Consider the following 13,297-nt stretch of genomic DNA (forward strand, 5'->3'; position numbering starts at 1 on the left):
CCCGTCCGTCCGGCCGAACCGCCCCGAACCGCCCCGAACCACCCGAGGAGACCTCCGATGCGGATCGCCGTCACCGGCGCGAGCGGCTTCTGCGGCTCGCACGTCGTCCGGGCCGCCGTCGCCGCCGGCCACGAGGTGCTCTGCTACGGCCGCCGCCCCGGCCCGGCCGGCCGTCACGTCCCCTGGGACGCCACCGCCGGGCAGCCGGACTTCGGCGGCGCGGACGCGATCGTGCACTGCGCCGCCGCCGTCGCCGACCTGCCCCCGGGAGCCGGGGCCGAGGCCGCCCAGCACGCCGTCAACGTCACCGGCACCGAGCACCTGCTGCGCGCCGCCGGGGACCGGCCGCTCGCCTGGGTCTCCAGCGCCAGCGTCTACGACCCCCGGCCGGTCCGCACGGCCGTCCAGGAGCACCACCCCACCGAGGCCGGCCACCTCAACGCGTACGGCCGCACCAAGGCCGCCGGGGAACGGCTCGCGCTGGCGGCGGGCGCCGTGGTGCTGCGCCCGCGCGCCGTCTACGGCCCGGGCGACCCGCACCTGGTGCCCCGGCTGCTGGCGCGGGTGCGGCACGGCCGGCTGCTGCTGCCCGGCGGCGACGTCCGGCTCAGCCTCACCGCCGTGCAGAACCTCGCCGACGCCTGCCTGTCCGCGGTCGGCGCGGGCCGCACCGGCGAGCGCCCGTGGACGCCGGTCGCCTACAACATCGCCGACGCCCGGCCCTACCGGCGCGACGCGGTGGTGCGCGCGGTGCTGGCCGCGCACGGGGTGGACGTCCGGATCCACCACGTCCCGGCCCCGCTGGCCCGGCTGGCCGCCCGGACCGGACGGCTGCCCGGCCTGACCCCGTACGCGGTGGACCAGCTCTCCCGGGGCGTGGTGCTGGACCTCTCCCGCGCCCGCTCCCAGGGCTGGCGACCGCACCGGGACCTCGACGCCTTCCTGCGCGGGACCACCGCCTGACCGCTCCCGTACCCGGAAACGCCCGGCGCCCGCGCCCCCACCGGGGGGCGCGGGCGCCGGGCCACGAGTCCGTCAGTTCTTGGCGGCCTTCTTCACCAGGACCACCACGGCGGCGGCGATGCCGACCACCACCAGCGCCTTGACGGCGAAGGCCAGCAGTGCGCCGACCACGCCGAAGACGAACATCAGCAGGTTCCAGGCCAGCACCAGTACCAGCACCGGCACGACGATGTTCCGCACCCACGAGGGCAGCGACTTCCAGAGCTCAGCCATGTCCGTTCCTTCTCTCCCCAAGGGGTCGGCTGCCGTCCGGTGCCGCATCCCGTTCGTTTTCGGTACTTCGATCGTACGGTGACGCGAGGGACGGAACGAGGCCCAACGGCCCCGAGAGAACCCGGAGATCCCCCCGACCCCGGACCCCGGGGGAACCCCCGGCCCGACCTCGGGGAACGCCCCCGACCCCGGCCCCCGGTACGACCCCCGGCGCGGTCCCCGGTACGGCCACGCGGCGGTGCCCGGACCGGTCAGACCGGCCAGGTCTCCCCACGCCAGGCGGCGTCCCAGAACATCCACTCGTAGCGCGAGGTGGTGACGAAGTGCTCGATCACCCGGCGCCGCTCGCCGGGGGAGATCTCCTCGCCGAGCCGGTCGGTCAGCGCCAGCACCCGCCGCACCACCGACTGGAACGCCTCGTCGCCGTAGGTGGCGATCCACTTGGCGTACAGCGGGTCGGGGGAGCCCTCGGCGAGCAGCCGCTCGCCGACCCGGGCGTAGATCCAGTAGCAGGGCAGCACCGCGCCGACCGCCTCCGCGAAGGAGCCGCCGTACACGGTGGCGAGCAGGTAGCTGGTGTACGCGCGGGTGGTCGGCAGCACCGGCTCGGCGGCGGCGCCCTCGGCGGTGTCGCCGAAGGCGTCCAGGAACTCGGCGTGCATCCCCTGCTCGGCGGCCAGCGCGCCGATCGCGTCGTCCGCGAAGGCCCGCACCTCCTCCTCGCCGGGCGCCTTGGCCGCGCAGACGGCCAGCGCCCGGGCGTAGTCGCGCAGGTAGTGCGAGTCCTGGACGACGAAGTGGCGGAACGCCTCCCGGGGCAGGGTGCCGTCGGTCAGGCCGGCGAGGAAGGGGTGGGCGAGGATCTCGGCGTAGACCGGCTCGATCGCCGCCCAGAGTTCTTCGGTCAGGCTCAGGCTGCTCATGCCCCGACCCTAACCGGAGGTCCACCGCGGCCGGGATCAGTCCTCCGGCGGTGAGAAGACCACCAGCACCCGCAGTTCCTCGGTGATGTGGTGGAAGCGGTGCGGTGTCCCGGCCGGGACGTAGACGACGGTGCCCCGGCCCACCGTGGCGGTCTCGTCCCCGACGGTCAGTTCGGCCCGGCCGCTGATCACCTGGTAGATCTCGTCCTGGGCGTGCGCGGTCTGGGTGTCGGTGTCGCCGGGGGAGAGCGCGTACAGGCCTGCGGACATCCGCGGCTCGCGCAGGAAGCGCAGGTACGCGCCGTCGTTGGCGGCGCGTTCGGCGTCCAGGCGGTCCAGCCGGAACAGCTTCATCGGGGCACCCTCCTCGTAGGGCCTCGGGTCACCGGCATTCAACACCACCGTGCCCGACGGAACCTCGCCTCCCCTTGACCGACCTGGGACGCTGGCCCCATGAAGGGTTTCGTCATCAAGACACTGATCAACGCGGCGGCCATCTGGGTCGCCGCCTGGATCGTCTCCGGGATCACGCTCACCGGGGACGACTGGCAGCACAAGACGATCACGGTGCTCGCCGTGGCGCTGGTGTTCGGCGTGGTCAACTGGCTGATCAAGCCGGTGGTGCAGCTGTTCTCGCTCCCCCTGTTCATCCTCACCCTGGGCCTGTTCACCTTCGTGGTGAACGCGCTGATGCTCTGGCTGACCTCCTGGGCCTCGGACAAGCTCGACCTGGACTTCCACGTCGACGGATTCTGGTCGGCCCTGTTCGGCGCGCTGATCGTCAGCCTGGTGTCCTGGGGCCTCAGCCTCGCCCTCGACGAGGACTGAGCGGCATCCGTGCCGGCCCGTGCGGAAGGGGCCCGTACCCGGTGAACCACCCGGGTACGGGCCCCTTTCGATGCGCGTGCCGCGTCCGCCGGCGGCTCACCCGGCGTTCTCGTGCAGGATCAGCGCGAGCTGGGCGTCGAGGTCCCCGGCCGCGGTCTCCTCGCCGATCGGCACCAGCCGGTCGGTGCGCGCCAGGAAGGCGATCAGCGGCGGCGCGGCGCCGCACAGCACGGCGTCACCCTCGGGGGAGCGCAGCACCAGACAGACCTCGCCCAGCTCCCCGCCCACCGGGTGGATGTGCACATCGCCCTCGCCGGACGGCCGGGCCAGCCCGTCGAGCAGCAGATCGCGGGCGAAGACCCAGGTGACCGGCTCGTCACCGGGCAGGTGGAAGGTGAAGCCGACCGCGTAGGGGTCGGCGGGGTCGTAGTCGAGGTCGACCACGATGCTGAGGGTGAACTCGGACGAGACCACGAGGTTCATGGTCAGGTGGCCCTGGACTGTGCTGTGCTGCATGGCACCGACACCTCTCGTTGTGCCCGGCCGCGCGTGGGTGAGGGTTCGCGGGTACCGGACAGGGCTGTTGGCTGACGGGGGAGGGATTTGCGTGCGCTACGTCCGAGCTTCATCGTCCCCGTTTGCGGACGTAGTGGACAAGATGTGCTTTTTCAAATGGTGAACGAGCGGGATTGACCGGCCCGATCCCGGAGCCGCCTGGTCCGCCGGGGCGGTCAGAGCACGAACGACGGTGTCATCGCTCCGACGCTGCGCCGCAGTTGGCCCGCGACCGCGGCGAGCCGGTCGGCCTGCTCGACCGGCAGCGAGAGGGCCATGGTGGCCACCACCGAGCCCACGGTGATCGGCACGGCCGCACAGACGGTGCCGATCGCGTACTCCTGCCGCTCGACCACCGGCATGGTGTGCCGGACCCCGGCGATCCGGCGCAGCACGGCCGACTCGTCGACGAGCGTGGACGGGGTGAGGCCCACCGGGGGGTGACGGGCGAGGTGGTCGCGCCGGGCCTCCTCGGGGAGCTGGCTCAGCAGGCACTGGCCGATCGCGTGGGCGTGGGCGGTGGCCCGGAAGTCGGCCCACGGCTCGACGGCCGCCTGGTGGGCGCCGTCGACGGAGTCCACCACGGTGACCTCGCCGTCCTGGTAGAGGGCGAAGTAGACGGCCGCGCCGAGCTCTTCGCTTAACCGCTCCATCCGCTCCCGCAGCCCGTGCCGCTCGTTCTGCCGGTCGTCGGCCCCGACGATGGCGTCGACCGCCTCACCGTAGAAGAAGCGCCCGTCGGCCCGCCGCAGGTAGCCCTCGTGGGCCAGGGTGCGCAGCAGGTGGTACGCGGTGCCGAGCGGGAGGCCGGCGGCGCGGGCGAGCTGCTTGGCGGTGGCCCCGTGGCGGAACCCGCCGACGGCCTCCAGCAGTCGCAGCGCCCGCTGGACGGAGGAGATCAGGGTGGGCTGCCGCTCCAGGCGCGAGGTCCGCGCCGGCCGCGCCGGTGTCGACGTGCGCTCCGCGATCCGATCCATGGCCACAGCCAGCCCCCAGCCCGAGACATGACACAGAAGAGCATGCGGAGTGAATCACTCCGATTCGCCCGATAGTCGCCCATTGCAGCACAGGCGCGGCAAGGTGGCAATGACTCTCACACCATTCAATCGGTAAAATCCTTTGAATCAAAGGTCACCTGATCGCAAAATCTAACTTTCGAAGAGCCGTTTAACGTTCATCTTCGCTATCCAAGATCTTTCGTCACTACGAACCGATCACGAACGGACGCACCCGTGGGCGGGCCGCGTTTCGGGCGCGCCGGGCCGCGGGAGACTCCCGCACAACGCTCCAGCCCCGGAGGTCGCCATGCGCACCCCGCCCCGCCCCGTCGTCAAGCGCACCGCCCGGGCGATCCTGCTGGAGGTCGACCCGAACGACCCGTACGGACCGGCCTCGCTGGTGCTGATCAAGCGCACCCGGCCGGGCTCCCCGCATCCGTACTGGATCACCCCCGGCGGCGGCGTCGAGCGCGGCGACCGGACCGTGGTCGACGCCCTGCACCGCGAGGTGGACGAGGAGCTCGGCGGCAAGGTGGTCGACGTGGTCCCCGCCTTCGTGGACACCATCAGCCACACCCACCACGACGACGGCACCCTGCTCCACCCGCACGGGGTGAAGGTCCAGCACTTCTTCGTCTGCCGGCTCGCGTCGATGGACCTCGACCGCCGGCACGGCCCCGAGGTCGACGAGCCCAACGGCGGCTACGAGGTGGTCCGGGTGCCCTTCACCCGCGAGGGCGTCACCGCGGTCAACGTGGTGCCGCCGAGCCTGCGGGCGTACCTGGCCGCCAACATCGAGGGCATCCGCGCCTTGCTCGCCCCCGACCTCGGCTGACGCCGGCCACCTCGCCGGGCCCGGCTCAGCGGCGCCGGGCCCGGCTCAGCGGCCCGCGCTCACCGCGCGGCCAGGTCGTGCCGGATCCGCTCCGCCGGCAGACCGGCCCGCAGCAGCACCCCGCTCGTCCGCCGGACCATCGCGGGCGGCCCGGCGAGGCAGGCCGTCCGTCCGGTCCACGGCCCGAACCGGGCCACCGCCTCCGGGAGTTCACCCGCCAGCAGACCGGCCGCGGCCGACTCGGCCGTCCCGGCCCCCGGGCCGGACAGCACCGGGCGGACCGACAGCCAGCGGTGCCGCCGCGCCAACTCCCGCAGCCCGTCCAGTTCGTACAGCTCGCCGGCGCGCCGGGCCCCGTAGAGCAGCTCCACCGAGCGGCCCGCCGCGCCGTACCCGGCGGCCTCCTCGACCAGCGCCCGCAGCGGCGCGATCCCGGTGCCGCCGCCCACCAGCAGCAGGTCGGCGCCGTCGGCGTGGTCCAGGGTCATCCCGCCGGCCGCCGGGCCGAGCCGCAGCACGTCCCCCGGCGCGGCCCGGTGCACCAGCGCGTTGCTCACCCAGCCCGCCGGCACCGCCTTGACGTGGAAGGTCAGCAGACCGTCCGACCGGGGCGCGGAGGCGAACGAGTAGTGCCGCCAGACCCGCGGCCACCAGGGCGTCTCCAGGCTGGTGTACTGCCCGGCCCGGTACGGGTAGGCCTGGTCGGGGCGGACGGTGAGCACCGCGACGTCCGGCGTGCGGCGCTCGTGGGCGACCACCTCGCCCTGCCACCAGGGCGGCGAGCTGCGGGCGTCCTCCTCGGCGGCCTCGATCATGATCGAGGAGACCAGCCGGTAGACCCGGCGCCAGGCCAGTTCGGTCTCGGCGGTCCACCGGCTGCCCGTGTACCTGGCCAGGGTGGCCACCAGGCACTCGCCGACCGGGCCGTAGTGGCCGGTCAGCGTGCCGTACCGGCGGTGGACGCAGCCCAGCGCGCGCAGCTGGGTGCGCAGTCCCTCCGGGTCACCGGCGCCGCGGGCGGCCATCAGCAGGGCGCGGAACAGGCGGTCGCGCTGGACGTCCATGGCGGCCGGGAAGAGCGCCCGGATCTCCGGGTGGCCGAGGAAGACCAGCGCGTAGAAGTGCGCGGTGGCCCGGTCGGCGACCGGCTCGACGACCGCCAGGCTGGTCCGGATCAGTTCCAGGTCCCGGGCGGTGGGGGGCAGTTCGGCCGAGGTGCGGGGGTCCGCTGCGGGCGGCAGCGGGGCCGGCGGCACCGGGGCGAGGGGCGGGACGGCCCAGTTGAGACCGGGGGCGCTGGTGAACAGCGGCTCGATCACCGGAGCCGGCGCGGCGGCGTCCGGCCGGCTCGGCGCGGGCACCGCGGGCGGCCGAACCGGCATCGGCGGCACGGCCACCGGCACGACCGGCGGGGTGACCGGGGGCGCGGCCGGCGGCAGGTCCGGGGGGTCCGACGGCATCGGCGGAACGGCCGAGGCCGCCGCCGAGCCGTGCCCGGTCCGGACCAGGAGTGTCCTGCGGGATTTCACCGCAACGTTTCGTGTACCCAAGAGAATCGTTTCGCCTCCGGCCGGCCTTCGCCACCACCTGGCTTGTCTCGATTGACGCCCAGGAAGCGTGACACGCCCGGAGTGCTCATCCCACGAATCGCGCGAAGCCCGGACACCCGCCCCCGGGACGCGCTACTCTCCCCCGCCCCGGGGCGCCCCGGGTGGCGACTCCACCACCCGGGGCGACCCCGCCCGACCCGCCCGACCCGCCCGACCCGCCCGACCCGCTCAGAGCTGCCGCAGCAGCAGGCCAGGCTGCTCGACGCAGTCCGCGACGAACCGCAGGAACCCGCCCGCGGTGCCGCCGTCACAGACCCGGTGGTCGAAGGTGAACGACAGCTGGGTCACCTCGCGCACCGCCAACTCGCCCTGGTGGACCCAGGGTTTGCCGACGATCCGGCCGACCCCGAGCATCGCCGCCTCCGGGTGGTTGAGGATCGGGGTGGAACCGTCCACCCCGAAGACCCCGTAGTTGTTCAGGGTGAACGTGCCGCCGGTCAGCTCGGTCGGGGCGATCGACCCGGTCCGTGCGGCCTCGGTCAACCGGCCCAGCTCGACGCCGAGTTGCTCGGTGGTGAGGCGCTGCGCGTCCCGTACCACCGGGACGATCAGCCCGCGCTCGCCCTGGGCCGCGAAGCCCAGGTGCACCGACGGGTGCCGGCGGATCCCCGAACCGTCCTCGGTCACACTGGAGTTGAGTTCGGGGAAGCGCTCCAGCGCGACGGTGCAGATCCGGGCGAGCAGTGCCAGCACGCTCACCTTCGGCCCTGGCGCGGAGTTCAACTGCCGTCGCAGGGCCATGAGTTCGGTGGCATCGACGTCCACCCAGCAGGTCGCGGCCGGGATCTCGCGGTGGCTGCGGCCGAGCTTCTCGGCCACCGCCCTGCGCAGCCCGCGCAGCGGAACGACCTCCCCGGCGGCGGACGGCGCCGGCGCGACAACGGGCGCGACAACGGGCGCGGTGACGGGCCCGGCGATCTTCGCCGCGACCGCCCGTTCGACGTCCGCCCGCATGATCAGCCCGTCCGGCCCGCTGCCGGTGACGGCCGCCAGGTCGACGCCCTGCTCCCGGGCCAGCCGCCGCACCAGCGGCGAGATCACCGCCGGCACGGCCGACACCCGCACGGCCGCCGGAGCAGCCGGAGCAGCCAGGGCAACGGAGGCGACCGGAGCCGCCACCGCGGTCCCGCCCCCGACCCGGCGCCGCCGTCCGCCCCGCGCCGGTTCGGCGATCCCGTACCCGACCAGCGGCCGTTCCACCTCCGCCGCGAGCGGCTTCTCGCCCTCGCCCGGCGACACCGCGACCGTCACCAGCGGCGCGCCGACCGCGACCTCCTGGCCCACCTCGCCGAACAGCGCCGTCACCACCCCGCCGTACGGGCAGGGCACCTCCACCACCGCCTTGGCGGTCTCCACCTCCACCACCGGCTGATCGACCGCGATCACCTCGCCGACCTCGACCAGCCAGCGCACCACCTCCGCCTCGGTGAGCCCCTCACCGAGGTCGGGCAGGGTGAACTCGCGCACGACGGGCATCATCCTCAGTCCTCCCACTGGAGCCGGGCGACCGCGTCCAGGATCCGGTCCACCCCGGGCAGGTGGTGGTGCTCCAGCATCGGCGGCGGGTACGGGATGTCGAAGCCGGTGACCCGCAGCACGGGCGCGGCCAGGTGGTGGAAGCAGCGCTCGGTGACCCGGGCGGCGATCTCCGCGCCGGTGCCGCCGAAGCCGCCGGCCTCGTGCACCACCACGGCCCGGCCCAGCGAGCGCACCACCCGGCAGACCGTCTCGTCGTCGAACGGCACCAGGGTGCGCAGGTCCAGCACCGCGAGGTCCCAGCCCTCGGCCCGCGCCACCTCGGCCGCCTCCAGGCAGACCGGCAGCGAGGGGCCGTAGGTGATCAGCACCGCGGAGGTGCCGGTGCGCCGCAGCACGGCCCGACCGGCCGGCTCGACCGGCACGGCGGGGTCGAACTCCGCCTTGCCCCAGTACATCCGCTTGGGCTCCAGGAAGACCACCGGGTCGTCCGAGGCGATCGAGGCCCGCAGCAGCCCGTACGCGTCGGCCACCGTCGCGGGGGTGACCACGTGCAGGCCCGGGGTCGAGGCGTAGTAGGCCTCGGAGGCGTCGCTGTGGTGCTCGACGCCGCCGATGCCGCCGCCGTAGGGGATCCGGACGGTGATCGGCAGCGGCAGCCGGCCGGCCGTGCGGTTGCGCATCTTGGCGACGTGCGAGAACAGCTGCTCCAGCGCCGGGTAGGCGAAGGCGTCGAACTGCATCTCCACCACCGGCCGCAGCCCGTACATGGCCATGCCGACGGCGGTGCCGAGGATGCCCGCCTCGGCCAGCGGGGTGTCCAGGCAGCGGTCGGCGCCGAACTCGGCGGTCAGCCCGTCGGTGATCCGGAAGACGCCGCCGAGCGCGCCGACGTCCTCGCCGAGCACGTGCACCGTCGGGTCCTCGCGCATGGCGTCGCGCAGCGCCGAGTTGAGCGCCTGCGCCATGCTGGCGGTCCGTGCGCCGACGCTGGTGGGGGTGGGAGTGGGAGTGGCGGCCGTCGACATCAGTGCTGCACCTCGGCCTCGGCGGCCAGCTCCTCGGCCAACCGCGCCGCCTGCTCGCGCAGTTGCGGGGTCGGCTCGGCGTACACATGGGCGAACAGGGACATCGGGTCGAGCTCCGGGTCGGCGTGGAACTCGGCGCGCATCCGGGCCGCGAGCGCCTCGCCCTCCTCGGCCGCCTCCCGCACCAGGGCATCGTCCAGCACCCCCAGCTCGCGCAGCGCCCGCTCCATCAGCAGGATCGGGTCGTGCTCGCGCCAGGCCGTGACCTCGGCCTCGGTCCGGTAGCGGGTGGCGTCGTCGGCGTTGGTGTGCGCCTCGGCCCGGTAGGTGAGCGCCTCGATCAGGGTCGGGCCGCCGCCGGTCCGGGCCCGCTCGACGGCCTCGGCCAGGACGCCGTGCACGGCGGGCGCGTCGTTGCCGTCCACCAGCCGGCCGGGCATCCCGTAGCCGACGGCCTTGTGGGCCAGCGTCGGGGCGGCGGACTGCGCGCTCAGCGGGACGGAGATCGCGTACCCGTTGTTCTGCACCAGGAAGACCACCGGTGCCTGCAGCACGGCGGCGAAGTTCAGCGCCTCGTGGAAGTCGCCCTCGCTGGTACCGCCGTCGCCGAGCATCGCCAGCGCGACCACCGGGTCGCCGCTCAGCCGGGCGGCGTGCGCCAGTCCGACGGCGTGCGGGCCCTGGGTGGCGAGCGGGGTGCAGAGCGGGGCGGTCCGGCTGGCGCGCGGGTCGTAGCCGGTGTGGGCGTTGCCGCGCAGCAGGGTGAGCGCCTCCAGCGGGTCCACGCCGCGCGAGACCACGGCCAGGGTGTCGCGGTAGCTGGGGAACAGCCAGTCGCGCTCGCCGAGCACCAGCGCGGCGGCGACCTGGCAGGCCTCCTGCCCGGTCGAGGCCGGGTAGACGGCGAGCCGGCCCTGCTTGGTGAGGGTGGTGGCCTGCTGGTTGTACCGGCGGCCGACGACCAGGCGGCGGTACAGCTCGCGGAGCAGGGCGGGGTCGTACTTCTCCAGTGCGGGGGTACCGAGGACGCGGACGGGAGCGGGGTCCGGGAGCAGCGGGGCCGGGTCGGTGCGCGGGGCGGTGGCCCCGGGCAGCCAACCGGGCACCGCCGGGTGGTGTCTGTGGTCGAGAACGGTCATCTCGGGCACCTCCAGGGGTGGCGGGGGCTCCCTACCGATTGTTCGGTCGTCTGTTCATCTTGACCAGAAGCGTGCGAAGGTGGTGGACAATCGGTCCGGGTGGCGGTCGACTGGTGGCAGTGCGTCCAATCGGTGGGGGTGGGGGGTCATGTCGGCTGAACAGATGTCCAGACTCGACCGGGTCGACCGGTCGATCCTGCGGCTGCTGCAGCAGGACGGCCGCGCCTCGATCCGCTCGGTGGCCGAGCGGGTGCACGTGTCCCGGGCGAACGCGTACGCCCGGATCTCCAGGATGGTCGAGGACGGCGTCATTCGCGGCTTCACGGCCAGGGTGGACCACGAACGGGCAGGTCAGGGCGCGTCCGCCTACATCACCCTGAAGATCGTGCAGAACTCCTGGCGCACCGTGCGCGAGCAGCTGCTGGCGCTGCCCGGGGTCGCGCACATCGCCCTGGTCGGCGGCGACTTCGACGTCCTGCTGCTGGTGCACACCGCCGACAACCACGCCCTGCGGGAGCTGGTGCTCAACCGGATCCAGTCCATCCCGCAGGTCCTCGGCACCCGCACCATGCTGGTCTTCGAGGAGACCGACCAGGTTCCGCCGGACTGACCAGGCCCTCCCGGTCCGGCGGGCCCTGTTAGGCGAGACCGGCTCAGCGAGACCGGCTCAGCGGGCCCGCAGGCCGTCGAAGGCCAGGTGGACCACCGCGTCCGCGATGCCGTCGGCGGCCTTGCCCGGCCGGTACCACTCCACGATCGAGTTGATCATGCCGAAGAGCAGCCGGGTGGCCAGCCGCGGTTCGACGTCCGTCCGCAGCGCGCCGTCCGCCACCGCGGCCCGCACCAGCTCGGCCACCTGGTGGTCGAACTCCCGGCGGCGCTCCAGCGCCCACTGCTCGGTGGCCGTGTTGCCGCGTACCCTCAGCAGCAGCGTGACGTAGGGCAGCTCCGTCAGCAGCACCTCGGTGGTCCGCCGTACGACGTGCTCCAGCCGCTCCACCGCCGGCCCGTCCACCGCGCCCGGCTCGGCCAGGATCGCGGACAGTCCGTCCAGCGCCCGCCCGACGGCGAGCCGGAGCAGTTCCTCCTTGCCGCGCACGTGGTGGTAGATCGACGACTTGGAGATCCCGGCCGCGCGCGACAGGTCCTCCATCGAGGTGCCGTCGTATCCGCGCTCGTTGAAGACGTCGACGGTCACCGCGAGCAGGGACTCCACGGTGTAGGCGGTGCGCGTGGTGTGATCGGCCATCCTCCGAGTATCCCCGCCCGCCCCGGTGCGGCGGTGTCCGGGTGCCCTGGTCCACACCAAATCGCGGGCCCACGCCCTAGACTCGGCGGACGATCCGTCCGTGGCCGACCAGGTGGGGTAGTCGATGAGCGCAATACCGGCAGTCGAATCCGATCTGCCCGAGCAGCGCAGCGACGGATCGGCGACCGGCACCACCGCCGACTGGCGCGACCGCGGCCGCGACCTGGTGCTGCGCTTCGGCCCGGCCGTGTGGTGCTACGCGGTGCTGAAGCTGGTCGGCTTCACCGTCTTCATGAAGCTGCTCTCCTTCTCCGGCGACTACCTGGAGAAGCACCCCCGGTTCGGCGGCGGTGCCAACCCCTGGGACGTGCTGGCCAGCTGGGACGGCTGGTGGTACCAGCAGGTCGCCCAGTTCGGCTACCACCCGGCGCTGGTGCCGGTCCCCGGCGGCACCCCGGGCTTCACCATCGAGCAGAACTCCGCCGCCTTCTTCCCGCTCTACCCCGGCCTGATGCGGCTGGTCTCGGAGATCAGCCCGTTCGGCCTGTACGGCGCCGGGATGCTGGTCTCGGTGGTCGCCTCGCTGTTCGCCGCGGCCGGCATCTACGCGGTGGTCGACAAGCTGGCCGGCCCGCGCGCCGGCGTCATCGCGGCCGGGCTGTGGGCGATCGCCCCGGGCTCCGGCGCCGAGTGGGCGCTCTACTCGGACTCGCTGTTCATAGCGCTGGCCGCCTGGGCCTGCTACTGCGTGATGACCAAGCAGTGGGTGGCGGCCGGGGTGATCACCCTGGTCGCGGGCCTCAACCGGCCCACCTCGGCGGCGCTGATCGGCGCGGTCGGCCTGGCCGCGCTGGTGGAGCTGTACCGGCGGGACAGCGGGGTGCTGCGCCCGCTGACCGCCCTGCTGCTGGCCCCGCTCGGACTGCTCGGCTACGTCGGCTGGGTGGGCTGGCGGATGGGCGACTGGGGCGGCTACTTCACGCTCCAGCGGGACGCCTGGCTGCACTACTTCGACTGGGGCCAGGGCACCTGGAACGCGATCCGCGGCGTGCTGCTGGGCCGCAACGACTACCCCTTCGCCTACCACACCTCGGACATGCTGGCGACGCTGCTGGTCCTGAGCCTGCCGGTGCTGATCGTGCTGCTGGTCCGGCTGCGCCCGCCGCTGGTACTGACCGCCTACACCCTGGCCACCATCGTCTCGGTGCTCGGCAGCCTGGGCATCTTCGGCAACACCTCGCGCTACCTGCTGCCGGCCTTCCCGCTGCTGATAGCGCTCGCGGTGGCGATGCGCAGGCTGAGCTGGCCGGTGCTGGCCGGGGTGCTCGGCACCGGCGCGGTCGCCTCCGGCTGGTACGCCGGCTACGTGATCTTCGAGCTCGGCATCCCGTAGGCCCCGCCGCCACCCGCTGCCACGACC

General features: G+C 73.6%; 15 protein-coding genes. 5 read left to right on the forward strand and 10 right to left on the reverse strand.

The genetic code is table 11. The features are described from left to right. Window positions 1-57 precede the first annotated feature (57 nt). Entirely contained in the window at window positions 58-963 is a 906-nt protein-coding gene (locus tag ABZW10_RS10230) for an NAD(P)-dependent oxidoreductase (RefSeq protein WP_355362399.1), read from the forward strand. Between the two features lie 72 nt (window positions 964-1,035). Here ABZW10_RS10230 and ABZW10_RS10235 read toward each other — a convergent pair whose 3' ends face one another. From ABZW10_RS10235 to ABZW10_RS10245, 3 genes are all read right to left on the reverse strand, one after another. Continuing rightward, window positions 1,036-1,236 carry a DUF5326 family protein gene (locus ABZW10_RS10235; protein WP_350560494.1) on the reverse strand — a complete coding sequence of 67 codons (201 nt, stop codon included), beginning with the start codon at window positions 1,234-1,236 and terminating at the stop codon, window positions 1,036-1,038. A 251-nt stretch (window positions 1,237-1,487) separates the two neighbouring features. Continuing rightward, a complete protein-coding gene (gene tenA / locus ABZW10_RS10240) occupies window positions 1,488-2,159 on the reverse strand; it encodes a thiaminase II (RefSeq protein ID WP_355362401.1) in 672 nt (223 codons plus the stop codon). A gap of 36 nt (window positions 2,160-2,195) precedes the next feature. Next, complete coding sequence (locus tag ABZW10_RS10245) at window positions 2,196-2,513, reverse strand: cupin domain-containing protein (protein ID WP_344338921.1); 318 nt, start codon at window positions 2,511-2,513, stop codon at window positions 2,196-2,198. 99 nt (window positions 2,514-2,612) lie between these two features. On the opposite strand from ABZW10_RS10245, the gene ABZW10_RS10250 reads away from it, so the two are divergent. After that, window positions 2,613-2,987: a phage holin family protein gene (locus ABZW10_RS10250; RefSeq protein ID WP_355362404.1), complete on the forward strand. Its 375-nt coding sequence runs from the start codon at window positions 2,613-2,615 to the stop codon at window positions 2,985-2,987. Between the two features lie 96 nt (window positions 2,988-3,083). Here the strand turns inward: ABZW10_RS10250 and ABZW10_RS10255 are convergent, their stop codons facing one another. Together ABZW10_RS10255 and ABZW10_RS10260 are read right to left on the reverse strand one after the other, a co-directional pair. Then, on the reverse strand, window positions 3,084-3,503 hold the full coding sequence (locus ABZW10_RS10255) for an SsgA family sporulation/cell division regulator (RefSeq protein ID WP_355362406.1): 420 nt from the start codon (window positions 3,501-3,503) through the stop codon (window positions 3,084-3,086). Between the two features lie 215 nt (window positions 3,504-3,718). Next, complete coding sequence (locus tag ABZW10_RS10260; RefSeq protein WP_355362408.1) at window positions 3,719-4,519, reverse strand: helix-turn-helix domain-containing protein; 801 nt, start codon at window positions 4,517-4,519, stop codon at window positions 3,719-3,721. A gap of 328 nt (window positions 4,520-4,847) precedes the next feature. Here ABZW10_RS10260 and ABZW10_RS10265 point away from each other — a divergent pair, with 328 nt between their 5' ends. Beyond that, on the forward strand, window positions 4,848-5,375 hold the full coding sequence (locus ABZW10_RS10265) for an NUDIX domain-containing protein (RefSeq protein ID WP_355362410.1): 528 nt from the start codon (window positions 4,848-4,850) through the stop codon (window positions 5,373-5,375). A gap of 59 nt (window positions 5,376-5,434) precedes the next feature. On the opposite strand, the gene ABZW10_RS10270 is transcribed toward ABZW10_RS10265, so the two are convergent. The 4 genes from ABZW10_RS10270 to pdhA form a co-directional block, all read right to left on the reverse strand. After that, a complete protein-coding gene (locus ABZW10_RS10270) occupies window positions 5,435-6,835 on the reverse strand; it encodes a globin domain-containing protein (RefSeq protein ID WP_355362412.1) in 1,401 nt (466 codons plus the stop codon). A gap of 318 nt (window positions 6,836-7,153) precedes the next feature. Then, entirely contained in the window at window positions 7,154-8,461 is a 1,308-nt protein-coding gene (locus tag ABZW10_RS10275) for a dihydrolipoamide acetyltransferase family protein (protein ID WP_355362645.1), read from the reverse strand. A gap of 5 nt (window positions 8,462-8,466) precedes the next feature. Beyond that, a complete protein-coding gene (locus tag ABZW10_RS10280) occupies window positions 8,467-9,489 on the reverse strand; it encodes an alpha-ketoacid dehydrogenase subunit beta (RefSeq protein WP_355362414.1) in 1,023 nt (340 codons plus the stop codon). Beyond that, entirely contained in the window at window positions 9,489-10,628 is a 1,140-nt protein-coding gene (pdhA, locus tag ABZW10_RS10285; RefSeq protein WP_355362416.1) for a pyruvate dehydrogenase (acetyl-transferring) E1 component subunit alpha, read from the reverse strand. The genes ABZW10_RS10280 and pdhA overlap by 1 nt, the downstream gene beginning before the upstream one ends. Before the next feature lie 163 nt (window positions 10,629-10,791). Between pdhA and ABZW10_RS10290 the strand changes: the two genes are divergently transcribed. Continuing rightward, window positions 10,792-11,238: an Lrp/AsnC family transcriptional regulator gene (locus tag ABZW10_RS10290; protein ID WP_355362418.1), complete on the forward strand. Its 447-nt coding sequence runs from the start codon at window positions 10,792-10,794 to the stop codon at window positions 11,236-11,238. Window positions 11,239-11,295: 57 nt separating this feature from the next. Here the strand turns inward: ABZW10_RS10290 and ABZW10_RS10295 are convergent, their stop codons facing one another. Next, window positions 11,296-11,877, reverse strand: coding sequence for a TetR/AcrR family transcriptional regulator (locus ABZW10_RS10295; RefSeq protein WP_355362420.1), 582 nt, complete (start codon window positions 11,875-11,877; stop codon window positions 11,296-11,298). A gap of 124 nt (window positions 11,878-12,001) precedes the next feature. Here ABZW10_RS10295 and ABZW10_RS10300 point away from each other — a divergent pair, with 124 nt between their 5' ends. Next, window positions 12,002-13,270, forward strand: coding sequence for a glycosyltransferase family 39 protein (locus tag ABZW10_RS10300; protein ID WP_355362422.1), 1,269 nt, complete (start codon window positions 12,002-12,004; stop codon window positions 13,268-13,270). The last annotated feature ends 27 nt before the right edge of the window (window positions 13,271-13,297 follow it).

Source organism: Kitasatospora sp. NPDC004723 (assembly GCF_040609255.1).
Lineage (GTDB): Bacteria > Actinomycetota > Actinomycetes > Streptomycetales > Streptomycetaceae > Kitasatospora.

Coding starts and splice junctions, on each gene's coding strand:
- ABZW10_RS10290 (WP_355362418.1), top strand. CDS start 10,792: ATGTCCAGACTCGACCGGGTCGACCGGTCGATCCTGCGGCTGCTGCAG.
- pdhA (WP_355362416.1), bottom strand. CDS start 10,628: ATGACCGTTCTCGACCACAGACACCACCCGGCGGTGCCCGGTTGGCTG.
- ABZW10_RS10295 (WP_355362420.1), bottom strand. CDS start 11,877: ATGGCCGATCACACCACGCGCACCGCCTACACCGTGGAGTCCCTGCTC.
- ABZW10_RS10235 (WP_350560494.1), bottom strand. CDS start 1,236: ATGGCTGAGCTCTGGAAGTCGCTGCCCTCGTGGGTGCGGAACATCGTC.
- tenA (WP_355362401.1), bottom strand. CDS start 2,159: ATGAGCAGCCTGAGCCTGACCGAAGAACTCTGGGCGGCGATCGAGCCG.
- ABZW10_RS10230 (WP_355362399.1), top strand. CDS start 58: ATGCGGATCGCCGTCACCGGCGCGAGCGGCTTCTGCGGCTCGCACGTC.
- ABZW10_RS10255 (WP_355362406.1), bottom strand. CDS start 3,503: ATGCAGCACAGCACAGTCCAGGGCCACCTGACCATGAACCTCGTGGTC.
- ABZW10_RS10270 (WP_355362412.1), bottom strand. CDS start 6,835: ATGCCGTCGGACCCCCCGGACCTGCCGCCGGCCGCGCCCCCGGTCACC.
- ABZW10_RS10245 (WP_344338921.1), bottom strand. CDS start 2,513: ATGAAGCTGTTCCGGCTGGACCGCCTGGACGCCGAACGCGCCGCCAAC.
- ABZW10_RS10250 (WP_355362404.1), top strand. CDS start 2,613: ATGAAGGGTTTCGTCATCAAGACACTGATCAACGCGGCGGCCATCTGG.
- ABZW10_RS10260 (WP_355362408.1), bottom strand. CDS start 4,519: ATGGATCGGATCGCGGAGCGCACGTCGACACCGGCGCGGCCGGCGCGG.
- ABZW10_RS10280 (WP_355362414.1), bottom strand. CDS start 9,489: ATGTCGACGGCCGCCACTCCCACTCCCACCCCCACCAGCGTCGGCGCA.
- ABZW10_RS10275 (WP_355362645.1), bottom strand. CDS start 8,461: ATGCCCGTCGTGCGCGAGTTCACCCTGCCCGACCTCGGTGAGGGGCTC.
- ABZW10_RS10265 (WP_355362410.1), top strand. CDS start 4,848: ATGCGCACCCCGCCCCGCCCCGTCGTCAAGCGCACCGCCCGGGCGATC.
- ABZW10_RS10300 (WP_355362422.1), top strand. CDS start 12,002: ATGAGCGCAATACCGGCAGTCGAATCCGATCTGCCCGAGCAGCGCAGC.